We start from the raw sequence: 15,649 nt of genomic DNA, 5'->3' as shown, positions 1-15,649 counted from the left end.
AGCACCTCGTCTGCGGGGCGTCTGTCGGATGTGGCCTCAGCCCAGGTCGAGGATGATGACGCCTCGATTCGGGTCGTCTTCGTCCTCCGGTGCCCGACGTGGGGACGGATAGCGTTCAAGCGGTAGCTCGAGACGGGGCCGTTCATTGTCTTCCCGTCTGGCCCGGTTCTTCTCTTCTTCGCGTTGCCTTATTTGCTCGATGATGAACGGGGGAAGCATCGGCGCCCCTCCACCTCTGGTGATGTTCTCTCTTCGGTGTCGGAGGAACGAGGCCTCTTGAAAAGGCACCCCGCTCTTAAAAGCGAATCTAGCAATGTAGGGTGGCGGGTCAAGGTTATCGCTCTGGCCGACAGTGGTATGTTCGCACCGCACATGACGCGGCACGGCAGTCGAATGGGTCGCACACAGCGAAGGAGCTCTGCCGTCCTCCATCGACTTCGCGCGTGTTTGAACGGCTGTTTTCAAAGGCTCTGCGCGCCGCGATCCCCGAGCGTGGGCATCGCGCTGGCGGCGTTGCTCGTGCTCGCCACGCCCCTCACGGCGCTGGCGGGTGCCTTTGATGTAAACGACAACACCTGGGAGGGATGCTCCGAGTTCCTCGAGATCGCGCGTGCAGAGCTCGGCAGCGCGCGGGTCAGCGCCGTGGCCGTGCTCGACTGGAGTCGGGTGCAGCCCGAAGACGGGGTGCTCGTGCTGCACCCCGTTCAGCCCATCGATCCCGAAGAGAGCACGGCGTTCATGAAGGCCGGCGGACGTCTGGCCATCGTCGACGATTTCGGGCGTGGCGACGACACGCTGAAGCGGTTCAAGATCGAGCGGACGGCGACGCCCAGCCGTCCGGTGGCGTCGCTGCGAGGACGCGCCGCCCTGGCGCTGGCAGAGCCCGTCATCGACGCTGTGGGGGGCCAGGCCGTGGGACCCCACCCGGTGGTGAGCAACGTCCAGAAGCTGGTGACCAATCACCCCACGGGTCTTCGTCATCCCAACCTGTCACCCGTGCTGCGCATCCGCGCGATCAACGAGCCGGACGTGGTCATCGCCGTGGCAGGTCAGGTCGAGAAGGGTCGTCTCTTCGCGATGAGCGACCCGTCCGCCCTCATCAACCTCATGCTCCGCTATCCGGGCAATCGAGCGTTCGGGGTCGGGTTGGTGCGTTACCTGGTGGACGAGGACGGGAGTCAGGCCCAGCGCGGGCGCTTGTTCATCGTGGCCAACCGGTTCGACCAGGAAGGGACGTTCGGGGGAGAGACGACCTTGCGCAAGGAGCTCGATGCGCAGGTCGCCGCGCTGCTGCGCATGCTCGAAGAGGCGCGGCAAGAGGGGTTCCCGGCGGCCATGCTCCTCGCGCTCGCAGCGATGGCGGCGCTGGGCGTGGCCGTCTGGGTGGCGCGTACGGCCGCGCGGCCCTACCGGAGCCCCCTGCCGCGTTACGCTCGACCCGTGCCCCTGGTCGCCCAGGGAGGCGTCGCTGGGCGCTTCGCGGTGCTCGCGGCCCCCACGTCGCCGAGAAGCCTGATGCTCCTCGAACTCAAAAGCGCGCTCTTCGAGGCCATGGCGCTCCGCTTCGGCCTCGGCGCCGATCCCTCCGTCGACGCGCTGACGCAGCTCGTGGCGCGCGAGGGAGGCCTTGACGAGCGAACGTTCTCGGACTTCAAGGAAGTATTGTCCAACATGCAGCGAGTCGAAGCGTCCGTGGTTGCCGGCAAGCCAACGGCAGTTTCCCGTCCAGCGCTCTCTCACGCGGCGAAGGTGGTGCGGGACGTCCTCGCCGCCTGTCACGCCGACGGGACGCTGCGACTCGGGGTCGAGAGCTCCCCTGGCAAGGGGGCCGCATGACGCAGGCCGTCGCCGTCGATGAGATCACGGCAGCGAAGGAGCGGCTCGATGCCCTCCGGAGAGAGGTGTTGCGCGTCTACATCGGGTCGACGCGGACCCTCGATGTGCTGCTGACCGCGCTGCTGGCTCAGGGACACGTTCTGCTCGAGGGCGTGCCCGGCGTCGCGAAGACGACGCTGGTCAAAGCGTTCGCCGCCGGACTGGGAGCCACCGTACGGAGGATCCAGTTCACCCCGGATCTGCTGCCCGCGGACATCACCGGCACGTACGTGCTGTCGCCCAAGGAAGGTACCTTCGCGCTCCGACCGGGGCCCATCTTCGCCAACGTGGTGCTCGCCGACGAGATCAACCGCGCACCTGCCAAGACGCAGTCCGCGCTGCTCGAGGCGATGCAGGAGCGTCAGGTCACCATCGAAGGAGATCGCTTCGAGCTCCCTGCCCCCTTCATCGTGCTGGCGACCCAGAACCCGATCGACCTGGAGGGCACCTATCCCCTGCCCGAGGCGCAGATCGATCGGTTCCTCATCCGCGTCAGCCTGGGCTACCCGCTGCACAAAGACGAGGTGGCCATGCTCCGCGCCCACAACGTGGATCCGCCCAAGGGGCGGGCCGTGCTGAACGTGCAGGAGCTGCTGTCGCTGCAGAACATCGCTCGGCGCATCCATGTCGAGGACGACATCTACGAGTACGCCGTCGCCCTCACGGCGTTCACGCGGACGCATCCACGCGTCTTGCTGGGGGCGTCTCCCAGGGCTTCGCTGGCGCTGATCCAGGCGGCCAAGGCGGCGGCCGTGCTGGGTGGGCGCCCATTCGTCACGCCGGACGACGTGCGTGGCATGACGGGCGCCGTCCTCGCTCACCGGCTGGTGCTCGTACCCGAGGCCGAGGGCGATCCGCGTGCGCGCGACGCCATCGTGGAGGACGCTGTGCAGCGTGTCGGCTACCGGCGCGCGGTGCGCCCAGCCTGAGCCACGCATGCAGCTCTACCCCACTCGCACCGCGGCTCACCTGGCCGTCGCCGGAGCGGCGGTGGTGGGCGTGGGGCTCGTCGCACGTGAGCCCGCCATCGTCGGATGGGGCGGGGCCATCCTCGTCGCGCTCGCGCTGGCCCGCGCGGTGACGCTGGTCTCCGTCGCACGGATCCGTGCCGCGGGCTTCGAGATGCTCTGGACGGGGCAGCGTCGACTCGTCCGCACACCACGGGGTGGCGTCGTGGAGATCGACGCCGAAGTTCGGAACCGTGACACCCTCGCCGCGCGCTTCGTGAGACTGCGCGCGGTCGCTTCATCCCAGCTCGACGTGAGCATTCACCCCGATCGGGGTGAAGTCATGGCATCGGGGCGGCTCAAGGTGAAGGTGGTCGTGCGCGCACCGAGGGTCGGTCACCACGGCTTGCATGGCCTCGCGCTGGAGGTGCATGGGGCACCCGGGCTCTTCGAGGTCCCGCTCACCTTCGCCAATCCTTACGGGATCGAGGTGCTTCCACGACCCTTCATGGCGTACCTCATGCAACCGCGCGGAGGGCGCAGCCATCTCGTCGCAGCCGTCGGGAGGCCGGGGCGGGCGCGCGGAGAAGGGGATGAGCTGCGCGAGCTGCGCGAGCATCAGCACGGGGATCCGTTTCGCAAGATCGCCTGGAAGGCCAGCTCCCGACGGGGGGTCCTGCTCGTTCGAGAACTCGAACGGGAAGAGCGAGACGTCGTGTGGGTCGTGCTCGACGCCTCGGTCGAGTTGTGGGCGGGCCCTGTCGGACGAGCTCCGCTCGACTTCTCCATCGACGAAGCCGCGACGGTGGCGACGAGACATCTGGGGCGCGGAGATCGGGTGGGGCTCGTCATCTTCGCAAACGGGATCCGCACCCTGCTGCCGCCCGATCACGGGCCGGTTCACGGTCAGAAGCTCGCCCAGGCCCTCCTCGTCGGATGCAGCACCTATGATGCCGAGCGCAGCGATCTCGACGAAGCCGATGTCGCCGTCCGCGTGCTGGAACACCTCCGTCCGCTCGACGCGCAAGGGTTGTCCGACGTCCGACGCAGCGATCTCGATCGGCTGGCGGCGCGGGCAGAGTCGATGCGCACGCGTGCGCCGTTCGCGGCCGCAGCGCCTGCTGGGCGCTCGCCCCGGGACCGCACACTCCGACGTTACCTCGCGAGCTACGGGATCGAGTCCCCTCCCCGACTCGAGCCGGATCACCGGGATGTCGCCGTCATGCTGGGGGAGGTGTTCACGACGATCGCCCGCGCCAAGCCCCGCGCCAGCATCGTCCACGTGATGGCCACGCCTCCTCAGGAGGTGACGACTGGCCCGCTCCCCGAAGCACTGCGCAGGCTCACGCGGCGAGGCGCCATGGTGTTCTGGTCGACGCCGGACACTGAGCCCGCGCTGACCCCCCCGTGGACGCCAGCGCGCCATCACGACTGGGACCCAGACGAGCAGGAGACGGCAGTCCCTGCGCGCGATGCATTCCAGGACGCCGCCCCCATCGCGGCGGAAGCCGTCCTGCTGAGGACGCGCGTGGCTCAAGCACGACGCGAGGCCGCACTCCGACGTCTCGGGGTGCGCGTCTCGCGCATCCGGCCGATCTCGCAGCACGCGCGTGCCGAGCACCTCATCCCGCCCGAGCCGACGCCGGATGGCGCCACGGGCAAGTAATGGAGCAACGGATGTCCAGCGGCGGACAGAATTCGGCGGCGGGGCGCCTGCGCGCTCGTGGGCTCGCCCCCAAGAAGCGGTTCGGGCAGAACTTCCTGGTCGACGACGAGACATCGCGCCGCATCGCAGAAGCTGCGACGACACCTGCCGGCGGCACGGTGCTCGAGATCGGTGCCGGCCTCGGTGCGCTCACGCGGCCGCTCCTGGACCGCGCTGGCCGGGTGCTCGCGGTGGAGCGCGATCGTGACCTCGTCCCCATCCTCCACGAGGAACTCGCTGCGGTCATCGACGAAGGCCGGCTGACCATCTTCGAGGCCGACGCGGCGCAGCTCGACTGGATCGCGACGCTGTCCAGCGTCGAGCCACTCCGCCCCTGGAGCATCGCGGGCAACCTGCCCTACCAGATTACCGGCCGCTTGCTCGAGCGGGCCACGGAGGTCGCCGATCAGATCGACCGCGCCGTGTTCATGGTGCAGCTCGAGGTCGCCGAGCGCCTCCTCGCCTCACCGGGCAGCCATGCCTACGGCGCCCTCACCGTCTTCGTGCGCGCCGCCTTCGAGGTGAAACGCCTGCTCACCGCCCGCTCCGGCGCCTTCTACCCTCGGCCCGAGGTGGACTCGGCGGTGGTGGTCCTCACCCCCATCCGACCCCGACGTGCGGAGGAGACCGAGGCCTTTCGGCTCGCCGTTCGGGCAGCTTTCGGTGCCCGACGCAAGACGCTCCGCAATGCCTGGCGGGGGCTCTACGGCTGGACCCTGGAAGAACTCGAGCGGAATGCACAGGACGCGAAGATCTCCCTGGATGCTCGCGGGGAGACGCTCGACGTCGAGGCCTTCGCCAGGATCGCGGCCTACCGTGATCGGTGAGGGCAACAGGGTGACCAGGGCGTCGAAGGAGACTTTCGACAGCATCCGGCTGCAGCGGTCCCCGGACGACACCATCCCCCCCTAGTCATGCGCGCAGGCCCGTGCTAGTGGCCCGCGCGACGCTCAGCGTCCCCAAGTACGGAGCCGCGCGCTCCGCGGCTATCTCCTCAGGAGGCTCCAGCTCCATGGTCGTCGGTAAGATCACGCAGGTCATCGGCCCGGTCGTCGATGTCGAATTTCCGCCGGGTCAGCTCCCGAAGATCCTCAACGCCCTCAAGGTCTCGAACCCCAGCATCTCCGCTGAGGCCGACAACCTGACGCTCGAGGTCGCCCAGCACCTTGGCGAATCAGCCGTGCGCACCATCGCCATGGAGTCCACCGAGGGTCTGACCCGCGGCATGGAGGTCAAGGACACGGGAAGTCCGATCATGATGCCGATCGGCGAGGAGTGCCTGGGGCGCATCCTCAACGTCGTCGGCGATCCCGTCGACGAGGCCGGCCCGGTCAACGCGAAGAAATTCGCCCCCATCCACAGGGATCCCCCGGCATTCGTCGATCAGGCCACGAAGGTCGAGATCTTCGAGACGGGCATCAAGGTCATCGACCTGCTCGCGCCCTACCGCAAAGGAGGCAAGATCGGCCTCTTCGGCGGCGCCGGCGTCGGCAAGACCGTGTTCATCCAGGAGCTCATCAACAACGTGGCCAAGGCGCACGGCGGCGTCAGCGTGTTCGCCGGCGTCGGCGAGCGCACCCGCGAGGGCAACGATCTCTTCCTGGAGATGAGCGAGTCGAAGCTGGAGAGCGGCGCGCCCGTCATCTCGAAGGCGGCGCTCATCTACGGCCAGATGAACGAGCCCCCCGGCGCACGCGCCCGCGTGGCGCTCTCGGCGCTCACCGTCGCCGAGTACTTCCGCGACGAGGAAGGGCAGGACGTGCTGCTCTTCGTCGACAACATCTTCCGGTTCACCCAGGCCGGCTCCGAGGTGAGCGCCCTTCTCGGCCGTATCCCGAGCGCCGTCGGTTACCAGCCCACCCTGTCGACCGAGATGGGCGCGCTCCAGGAGCGCATCACCTCGACGACCAAGGGCTCGGTCACGAGCGTGCAAGCCATCTACGTGCCCGCAGACGACCTCACCGACCCCGCTCCGGCCACGGCGTTCGCCCACCTCGATGCGACCACCGTGCTCTCGCGCGCCATCTCCGAGCTGGGCATCTACCCGGCCGTCGACCCGCTCGACTCGTCGTCGACGATGCTCGACCCGCAGATCGTGGGCGATCGCCACTACTCCGTGGCTCGACGCGTGCAGCAGACCCTCCAGAAGTACAAGGACCTCCAGGACATCATCGCCATCCTGGGCATGGACGAGCTCAGCGAGGACGACAAGCTCGTCGTCTCCCGTGCGCGTCGCATCCAGCAGTTCCTGTCGCAGCCCTTCTTCGTGGCAGCACAGTTCACGGGTCGCGTCGGCAAGTACGTCCCCCTCAAGGAGACCATCTCGGGCTTCGAGGAGATCCTCGACGGCAAGCTCGACCACATCTCCGAGCAGGATTTCTACATGGCCGGCGGGCTCGACGAAGTGAAGGCCCGTTCCTCACGGAAGGCGGCCTGAGCGCGCCATGGCCGAGACGATCTTGCTCGAGATCGTGACCCCGACGGGCGTGGCCCTGCGAGAGCAGGTCACCGACGTCACCGCACCGAGCGTGGCGGGTGAGTTCGGCGTGTTGCCGGGCCACCTGCCGCTGCTCGCGGCTCTGCGGACGGGGCTCGTGACCTATCACAAGGAAGGTCGTGAGCATCGGCTCGCCGTGCACCATGGCTTCGTGGAGGTCGCGGCGGATGTCGCCCTCCTCCTCACCGAGCGTTTCGCCCGGGCGGAAGACGTGGACGTGGTGAAGACCCGCATGCGCCTCAAGGAGGTGGATGAAGAGCTGGATCACTGGCACGGAGAGCTGACGGATCCACGACGGCGTGAGCTGATCGAGGAAGAGCAGTGGCTGGCGACCGAGCTTGAGCTGATCGGTGATCCTCCGCCCCCCATGGTCCGTGAGGACACCCGGTTCCTCGTCAACCATGCCGAGCCGCCGCCGGAGGAGGAACTGGCAGCCTCGTCCCAGCCCGATGAGAGCCTGACCGATCACAAGAGTCCTGGATCCGCCTTCCCTGACACCAAGTAGCCGGCTCCGGGATCGAGGGAGCCCTCCGGGGCTCCCAAAGTTCGGCGTCCCCCCTTGCGCGTAAGGCTCCGCCGCAGAAGACTACATGTCGCGACGGAGCGCAGAGCCTTGCGCTGGAGAACTCGCAACCCACGATGATCTCGCCGGAGACGATTGCGCTCGTCAAGGAGCGGACCGATCTGGTCGCCCTGATCGGCGAGACGGTGCGGCTCACGCGTCGGGGTCGAAGCTTCACCGGCCTCTGTCCCTTTCACAAGGAGAAGAGTCCCAGCTTCCACGTCAACGCAGAGCGCGGCTTCTATCACTGCTTCGGTTGCAAAGAGAGCGGCAGCGCCGTCGACTTCGTGATGAAGATCGAAGGCCAGACGTTCGCCGAAGCCGTGCGCTCGCTCGCAGAGCGCTCCGGCATCGAGATCGTCGACACCTTCACGGATGCAGAGCGACGCGAAGCGCAGGGCGCCCGTAGAGAAAAAGAAGACCTCTACGACGTCAACCGGATCGCGGCGACCTTCTTCGAGCATCAGCTCCGCGGAGGGCCTTCCACCCCCGCCCATCCCCTCGCCCATTACGCCAGCGAGGAACTCGCTCGACGCGGACTTCCGCTGTCCAGCGATGGACAGGCGCCAGATTCCATTGCCGACGCGCTCCAGGCGTTTCGCGTGGGCTATGCGCCCTACGGGTGGGATGGGCTGGCTTCACACCTGAAGCGTCAGGGCATCTCACCGATTCAAGCCGAGCGCCTGGGTCTCCTCGTCCCCCGCTCCTCCGGCAGTGGGCATTACGACCGCTTTCGTCACCGCCTCATGTTCGCGGTCACCGATGTGCTGGGGAGGGTGATCGCGTTCAGCGGCAGAGCATTGCCCGACCCCACGCCCGCCGAGCTCACCGCGCACAGGCTCTCAGGTCCGGCGGCCACTACGGATGGGGCACCGGCCAAGTACATCAACAGCCCCGAGTCTCGCATCTACACCAAGGGCGAGCACCTGTTCGGACTCCACCAGGCGCGTCACACGATCCGACAGCGCGGAGAGGCCATCCTCGTCGAGGGAAATTTCGACGTGGTCGCGCTCCACGCCCGCGGAATCACCAATGCCGTGGCACCTCTCGGGACGGCGTACACCACAGCGCAAGCCCGTCTGCTCAAGCGCTTCGCCCCGAGCGTGGTGCTCCTGTTCGACGGAGATGCAGCGGGACGGAAGGCGACCCGGGCCGCCCGAGTTCCGTGTCGTGAGGCGGGACTGACGGCGCGGGTCGCTGCGCTCGCGCCCGGGCTCGACCCCGACGACCTCGCGCGCCAGAAGGGCCCTGAAGCCATCCAGCGGCTCGTCAAGGATGCCCGTGGGCTGCTCGAGTACCTCATCGACGCCGCCCTCAACGGGGACGACTTCAGTGGCGCGTCACTTCCGGACCAGATGGCACGCATCAAGGCAGTCGCGGCCCTGCTCGCCGAGGAAGACGATCCCAACCTCCGCTTGATGAGCAAGCTCTATGCGGATCGCGTGTCCTCGAAGCTGATCATCGGCGACAGGTCGCCCACAGACCTTCTCCAGCTCGAGCGGATCGTCGACGAGGCGCTATCCCAAGGACCAGGAGCGCGCCGTTCCGCGACCGCCAGCCGCCGACCCCCTGACCACGGAGGGGGCTTTTCGGAGGGTCCCGAGAGCTACGGCCCGGATCCTGCTTCAGCTCACGGGCGGAATCTCTCGCGCGAAGACCAGATCCGGCTCGCCATCCTCGGCGCCGTCATCGACTGCCCTGAAATCCTGGCAGATCCCGAGGTAGTTCCCGCGCTGGAGGTCCTCGAGGGGGATGTGGCGCTCGCAGTCGTCGCTGCACGACGGTACTTCATTCCCGAAAAGGGACTTGCCGCCGACGAATTTCTTGCGCAAATCTCAAGCGCGATCCATTCATTCGCGGCTGGACGTCTTGCCGCACCGGGGTTCGAGGGGGCGGCCGAGGCGAAGACGGAACTCCTTGAGAATGCACGAAAGTTGAGGCGGCTGACGTTGAAGCGTGCGAACGCCGCCGTGGTGCACCAGCTCGAAAAGGGAGAGGCGATGGGGGACGTCGCTTCCGAGGAATCCATGCTGCGTGAAGTTCAACGGAGGGCCCGCGAGAAGCTCGGGCTTTCTTGACGCGCGTCTTGGCCCTCTCACCCCGGGGCAGTCCAATGGCGCCAACCATGTTCTCGTTAGTTCAGAGCTGGTGGAACTGAAGTCCCTGTGGGGCGGCCGAGCCGCTACCAATGGAGCATGAGGTAATGGCGAGCAAGGCCAAGCAGTCTTCTGGTCGGGCGGGCGGCATCGCAAAGGGCGCGGGCGGGACCGCAAACGGTGCGAAGGGTGGAGCGACGCGCGAGGCGTCCTCTGGAGGCCGCAGTGGTTCCAAGCCCGATGGCGCATTGCGCACGGAGCGGGCAGAGAAGGACCGGAAGGCCCTGGAAAAGCTCGTCGAGACCGGCAAGAGCAAGGGCTTCCTCACCTACGACGAGGTGAACGACGCGCTCCCGGCGGACGTCTCCCCCGACCAGATCGACGATGTCGTCGGTGCCCTTGGCGACGAGGACATCGAGATCGTCGACGGGGCGACGCAGGTCAAGATTGCTCCCAAGCGAATCGCCGACGAGGAAGCGTCCGACAAGAAGCTCCTCCTCACGTCGGATCGCGAAGAAGAGGACGTCGACTACTACTCCAAGTCGAACGATCCCGTCCGGATGTACCTGCGCAAGATGGGGAGCGTCTCGCTCCTCACGCGCGAGGGCGAGGTCGAGATCGCGAAGCGGATCGAGACAGGCGAGCAGAAGGTCAATGCCGCCATCCTCGATTCTCCGATCGCCGTCCGCGAGATCATCGATCTCGGTGAGAAGCTCCGGAAGCACAAGATCCGCGTCAAGGAGATCATCAAGGACGCGGAGAACGACGACCAGGAGTTCGACGAGGAGGAGGCCGACCGCCGCATCATCCGCCTGATCGACAAGGTCAAGCGGCTCGACAAGCGCAAGGCTGAACTCATCGACGAGCGCAAGGAGGGTGTCAAGACGGACACCCGGCGCAAGCAGCTCGATGCAGAGGTGGCTCAGGTCAACGGTGAGCTGGTCACGACGCTCGAAGAGATGCGCTTGAACAAGCGGACGATCGACAAGATCGTCCAGAAGCTCAAGGGCCTCATCTCCAAGGTGGAGAAGGCGGAAGCGGGCGCCACCGAGCTGGAGAAGCGCACGGGTCTCTCGAAGGGCGAGATCAAGCGTGAGCTGGCGAAGGTCAAGGGGAACAGGATCGCGGAAGCGCGCCTCGCCCGGAAGCTCAACGTCACACGCGAGGACCTCCTCGAGTGGGAAGCGACCATCAAGAACGCCCAGAAGGGTCTCAAGAAGGTCGAGGAAGAGCTGAACATCGACGTCGAGGCCATCCGGCGGACCTACGAGAACATCCGCGAGGGCGAGCGGATGGCCGAGAAGGCGAAGGCCGAGCTGGTCGAGGCGAACCTCCGCCTCGTGGTCTCGATCGCGAAGAAGTACACGAACCGCGGGCTCCAGTTCCTGGATCTGATCCAGGAGGGGAACATCGGCCTGATGAAGGCCGTGGACAAGTTCGAGTACAAGCGCGGCTACAAGTTCTCGACGTATGCGACCTGGTGGATCCGGCAAGCAATCACACGCGCGATCGCAGACCAGGCGCGGACGATCCGTATCCCCGTCCACATGATCGAGACGATCAACAAGCTGATCCGAACGTCTCGCTACCTCGTGCAGGAATACGGGCGTGAGCCGACGCCTGAAGAGATCGCAGAGAAGATGGAGCTTCCGCTCGACAAGGTGCGGAAGGTCCTCAAGATCGCCAAGGAGCCCATCTCCCTCGAGACACCGATCGGTGAAGAGGAAGACTCACATCTCGGCGACTTCATCGAAGACAAGAGCATCATTTCGCCGGCAGACGCCGTCATCAACATGAACCTCGCCGAGCAGACGAGGAAGGTGCTGAAGACGCTCACACCGCGCGAGGAGAAGGTGCTCCGGATGCGGTTCGGTATCGGCGAGAAGAGCGACCACACGCTCGAAGAGGTGGGTCAAGACTTCGAGGTCACGCGCGAGCGTATCCGACAGATAGAGGCGAAGGCGCTGCGGAAGCTGCGTCACCCGAGCCGCTCGAAGCAGCTCAAGAGCTTCATCGACAGCTGAGTGTGGTGAGGATGCTCCTCCACCGGTCGCGCTCCACCTCTCTCCGGAGCGCGACGTCCCTCCTGCTCATCCTCCCTGCTCTGTGCGCCTGTGGTCAGACGATCACGGACGAGGACTGCCGTCGGGTGGGCGAGAGCCTCCAGCGAACGTGGATCGAGGAGGTCCGCAAGGCCGCACCTCCAGGAGGACAGGCGCCCACGAAGGCGTCCGGCGTCCTGCTGAGCGAAGGCGAGCGCCTGGGTTCCGACTGGTTGACCGAGTGCAAGCGAGACCTCGCGGGGAAGCGGGTCAGCCAGATGGAGCTGGAGTGCCTGCTCGCTGCCAGGTCACTGGATCAGATCCACCAGTGCTCCAGACCGTGAGCGGCTCCCCTTCCCTGCTCCCTGTTCGAGCTTTCACAGGAACGGTCGGCGCTGGCGCGGCTAGTTGAGCCAGCGCTTGTCCTTGGGGTTCGACTTCTGCCCGCCAGGCAGGACGCGCAGCGGAGGCCCTGAGCGGCTTCGCGGGGAGGATGTCCGCATGCGGCGCAGGGTATCTGACTTCCCCTGCAGCTGCCTGAAGCGGAGGCGCACGAGGAGGCGACGCAGGGGGGACAACTCCCCGAACAGCCATCCAGCCAGCATGCCGCCGAAGGGCGTGATGAGACCTTCGGGCGGTGCACGCAGGGAGATGAGGTTCAGAACCGACATCGCGACCACGAAGACGAGCAGCATCGTCCCGCTCACAGGCAGGACGAAGAAGAGCCGGACCGTCGCATTTCGGTAAGCGAGCGCCCAGGCAATCGCGACTGCTTCGACCATCCCTAGCCCACCGTAGAAGCCCGCTTGCCCGACCCTGGGCACGAGCACCGTGGCAGCCACCTGAACGGCATAGGCAAAGGCCGCGGAGCCCACCAGGAAGAGCAGGGTCCGCTTGGCGCCCCACCGCTGCTCCAGGGGTGTGCCGAGGAAGTAGAGCCCCATCAGCGTCGTCAGCAGATGCCAGGGGTTGCGCGGGTCGTGGATCAGCGGAGCTGTCAGCAGGCGCCACACCTGCCCGTGCAGGACTTTGTCGACGTCTCCGACGAAGGGAGCGAGCACGGCGTTGCTCACGTCACCGAAGTTCAGGCCGACGGCGAACATCACCCAGATGCACGTGATGGCCACCATCACGCCGATGAGGGCTCTCCCCGGTCGCGGAAAGCCCATCGTCATTCGCTCGTCCATGGGTCTCAAGCGTACTGACGCGACGCACTCTGGCAACTCCTCGTCCGGCCGCTCAGCGCGTATCCGGTGGGGTCGCTCGAGGTGTCTCTCAGAAGAAGTTCCCGATGGTGAACTCGAAACGGCTGCTCTCTTCGTAGGGCAGCGGAGAGAACGGGAAGCCCCACTCGAAACGGAGCGGGCCGAGCGGCGAGAACCAGCGGATTCCGAAACCCCAAGACGTCCTCACGTTCAGCAGGCGGCTGAACGTGAAGCAGGGATTCGAGACGTCGTACGGAGAGGCTGGCGCCGCGTTGCAGTAAAGCTGCTCCAGGTTCCATGCGTTGCCGAGATCGGTGAACACCACGCCGCGAATCTGGACGGCGTCGATGATCGGAAACTCGAACTCGAGGTTCTGGTAGTACATCAGGTTGCCACCGATGTTGGCGCCTTCGGCGATCGGTGGAGCGTGGTCGTCGAGCGTGGCCCGGAGGGGCAGACGCGGGCCGATGGTGCGCAGGAAGAAGCCACGGACATCGAAGATGCCGCCGAGAAAGAAACGCGCGAAGATCGGCACACCCGCCGGGTCCGGACTCGTGACCAGCCCTGCCTCGGAGTTCAGCTTGATGACGATGCTGTCGGTGATCGGGTAGTAGAAGCGCGCTGTGGTCCGGTAGCGCCAGAACTGGTTGTCACTACCCAGGTACTTCGTGGCCACCTCCGCAGATCCCTGCAGGAACATGCCAGCCGTCGGAAAGAGCTGGTTGTTTCGGGTGTCGTAGGTGATCGCAGGACGGATGCTCGACGTGATGCCGTCGTTGAACAGGTTCGCGAGGGGCAGGCGCTGGAATACGGAGACAGCCGACGCCGTCCCAAGGAACGTCGACGTCGTCGACGTGGAGATACGGTTGTTCTCGAGCGTGTAGGCGAGTGATGCCCGGAGATGGGGTTCGATGATCGGATAGCCAAGGGTGAGCGAGCCGCCCGTCGACGTCTGAGAGAACTGGTTGTAGATCCGCAGCTGATCGTAAACGTTCACCGACCCCGAGAACCTCGTATCGAGCAGGTAGGGCTCGATGAAGCGGATGTCGACGAGCTGACGAAGCCCTGAGATCTGCGCCTGGATGGCCAGAGATTGGCCGTTTCCGAACAGGTTGGCCTGCTGAACCTGCGCGGTGGCGATGAAGTTCTCGATGCTGGAGAAGCCAGCGCCGATCTGGAACGTCCCCGTCGGCTTCTCGCCAATCTCCACGTAGACGTTGACGTGCTGTGGATCATCACCTTGCTCGGTGGAGATGTCCACGCGCTCGAAGTAGCCGAGGGCGGTGATCCTGCGCTTGGACTTCTCCAGCTTGCTCTCGCTGAACAGCCCGGTCTCGTAGATCTCCATCTCGCGACGGATGACCTTGTCCCGGGTCTTCGTGTTGCCGCGAATCTCGATGCGGCCAAAGTACACGGGCTGGTTGCGCCGGATCACGACCGCGATGTCGACCTCGCGCTGTTCGGGATCCAGGTTGGTGTCGGGGAGGGCCTCGACGTTGGCGTAGCCTTCGTCGCGGTACAGCGTCTGAATCGCGGCGAGATCCTTGGCGAGCTCGGCGCGGTTGAACCAGTCGCCCGGCTTGGCCCGCACGAGCTCTCGTATCCGCCTGCGACCTCCGAGCGGTTCGACGTCGCGACCATCGGCGTCACGCTCCTGGATGCGCAGAGAGCGAATGCGATACCGAGGACCTTCGTTGATCGAGAGCGTGACCTCGATGCCCGTGCGGTCGGGGGTCAGCATCACGCGTGGGGTCGCGATCTGCGCCGAGAGAAACCCGCGGTCGTAGTAGAGCGCGTTGAGCACGAGGACGTCGCGCTCGAAGGCATCTTGACGGAACGGCCCGCCGGTCCCGAAGTTGAACAGGCTGTCCTGCCCGGTGAGCATCACCTCACGCAGCTCGGCATCAGGGATGCTGTTGTTCCCGATGAACGTGATCCGACGGACCGTGACCGCTTCGTGTTCTTTGATCGTGAACCGCAGCGTGACCTGGTTGTCCTTCTGCGGGACGACCTCGTTCTCGACCTCGGCGAGGAAGTGGCCTTCCTCCGCATACTTGTCGCGGATCTTCTGGATGCCTCGGCGGATGGCCGCGTAGCTCAGGATCGTCCCGGTCTTCACCTCCGCAGACAGCGCTTCGGTGAGATCCTCGTCGTCGACCTCATTGTTCCCCTTGAACTCGATGGCCTTGATGCTGGGCCGCTCGCGCACCAGGAGACGCAGGTGTACGCCGTCATCCCGGCGTGTGAGGTCCATCTCGATGTCCTCGAACAGCCCCGAGTCCCACAGCTCACGCACGTCCCGTGAGAGCCCCTCGGGACTGAACGCCCTTCCGATGCGGGTCTGGCCTAGATACGCCGAGATGTCGTCGGTCGAGATGCGCCGATTGCCGGCTACTGTGATCTTGGCAACGGGTTGACCACGCGCTTGCTCTGCTTCCGTGGGCGGCAGCGTGGGGACGAGGTCAGGCGCGTCGCTGTCCTGGGCGCTGGTCGTGGGAGCTGACGGCGCGCCGGGCGCCGCCGGCTGTGCGGGCGGAACGGCGTCACCAGGCTCCCCTTCCTGCTCATCCGCATTCGGCTGAGCAGGGGTCTGCGCCGCCACGGGGAGCGGGGCCAGCGCGACCCACAGCGCGGTCCACAGCCCGAAGAGCCGCGACGCGCGTTGGAGGAGAATCTGTGAACGGAAACCAGTCTCGTACAAGGCGCCCCCGCGTAGCCCA

Annotated in this window: 11 protein-coding genes; 9 read left to right on the top strand and 2 right to left on the bottom strand. The window is 66.1% G+C overall.

Annotated features, from left to right (window positions below; genetic code table 11):
• The first annotated feature begins 492 nt into the window (after nucleotides 1-492).
• The 9 genes from CMC5_RS19540 (at nucleotide 493) to CMC5_RS19500 (ending at nucleotide 12,068) form a co-directional block, all read left to right on the top strand.
• Entirely contained in the window at nucleotides 493-1,836 is a 1,344-nt protein-coding gene (locus CMC5_RS19540; RefSeq protein WP_245678524.1) for a DUF4350 domain-containing protein, read from the top strand.
• Entirely contained in the window at nucleotides 1,833-2,804 is a 972-nt protein-coding gene (locus CMC5_RS19535; RefSeq protein ID WP_050431838.1) for an AAA family ATPase, read from the top strand. The genes CMC5_RS19540 and CMC5_RS19535 overlap by 4 nt, the downstream gene beginning before the upstream one ends.
• A 7-nt stretch (nucleotides 2,805-2,811) precedes the next feature.
• Nucleotides 2,812-4,488, top strand: a complete 1,677-nt coding sequence (locus CMC5_RS19530) for a DUF58 domain-containing protein (protein WP_050436005.1) — start codon at nucleotides 2,812-2,814, stop codon at nucleotides 4,486-4,488.
• An 11-nt stretch (nucleotides 4,489-4,499) separates the two neighbouring features.
• Nucleotides 4,500-5,354: a 16S rRNA (adenine(1518)-N(6)/adenine(1519)-N(6))-dimethyltransferase RsmA gene (rsmA, locus tag CMC5_RS19525; protein WP_050431837.1), complete on the top strand. Its 855-nt coding sequence runs from the start codon at nucleotides 4,500-4,502 to the stop codon at nucleotides 5,352-5,354.
• A gap of 185 nt (nucleotides 5,355-5,539) precedes the next feature.
• Nucleotides 5,540-6,964: a F0F1 ATP synthase subunit beta gene (gene atpD / locus CMC5_RS19520; protein ID WP_050431836.1), complete on the top strand. Its 1,425-nt coding sequence runs from the start codon at nucleotides 5,540-5,542 to the stop codon at nucleotides 6,962-6,964.
• Between the two features lie 7 nt (nucleotides 6,965-6,971).
• The gene (gene atpC, locus CMC5_RS19515; RefSeq protein WP_050431835.1) at nucleotides 6,972-7,529 is read left to right on the top strand and encodes an ATP synthase F1 subunit epsilon; all 558 of its coding nucleotides are present in this window, start codon (nucleotides 6,972-6,974) and stop codon (nucleotides 7,527-7,529) included.
• Nucleotides 7,530-7,663: 134 nt separating this feature from the next.
• On the top strand, nucleotides 7,664-9,664 hold the full coding sequence (locus tag CMC5_RS19510) for a DNA primase (protein WP_050431834.1): 2,001 nt from the start codon (nucleotides 7,664-7,666) through the stop codon (nucleotides 9,662-9,664).
• A gap of 125 nt (nucleotides 9,665-9,789) precedes the next feature.
• Nucleotides 9,790-11,706, top strand: coding sequence for an RNA polymerase sigma factor RpoD (gene rpoD, locus CMC5_RS19505; protein ID WP_050431833.1), 1,917 nt, complete (start codon nucleotides 9,790-9,792; stop codon nucleotides 11,704-11,706).
• 11 nt (nucleotides 11,707-11,717) lie between these two features.
• The gene (locus tag CMC5_RS19500; protein WP_156338734.1) at nucleotides 11,718-12,068 is read left to right on the top strand and encodes a hypothetical protein; all 351 of its coding nucleotides are present in this window, start codon (nucleotides 11,718-11,720) and stop codon (nucleotides 12,066-12,068) included.
• A 60-nt stretch (nucleotides 12,069-12,128) separates the two neighbouring features.
• Here the strand turns inward: CMC5_RS19500 and CMC5_RS19495 are convergent, their stop codons facing one another.
• Both CMC5_RS19495 and bamA read right to left on the bottom strand, forming a co-directional pair.
• Nucleotides 12,129-12,911 (bottom strand): rhomboid family intramembrane serine protease, encoded by a 783-nt coding sequence (locus tag CMC5_RS19495; protein ID WP_245678523.1) that lies wholly within the window; start codon nucleotides 12,909-12,911, stop codon nucleotides 12,129-12,131.
• Between the two features lie 88 nt (nucleotides 12,912-12,999).
• Nucleotides 13,000-15,630: an outer membrane protein assembly factor BamA gene (gene bamA / locus CMC5_RS19490; RefSeq protein WP_082362620.1), complete on the bottom strand. Its 2,631-nt coding sequence runs from the start codon at nucleotides 15,628-15,630 to the stop codon at nucleotides 13,000-13,002.
• Nucleotides 15,631-15,649 lie beyond the last annotated feature (19 nt).

Source organism: Chondromyces crocatus (assembly GCF_001189295.1).
In the GTDB taxonomy this organism is placed as follows: Bacteria; Myxococcota_A; Polyangia; order Polyangiales; family Polyangiaceae; genus Chondromyces; species Chondromyces crocatus.
The sequence above is the reverse complement of the archived record's forward strand: the minus strand, read 5'-3'. Positions and strand labels throughout refer to the sequence as shown.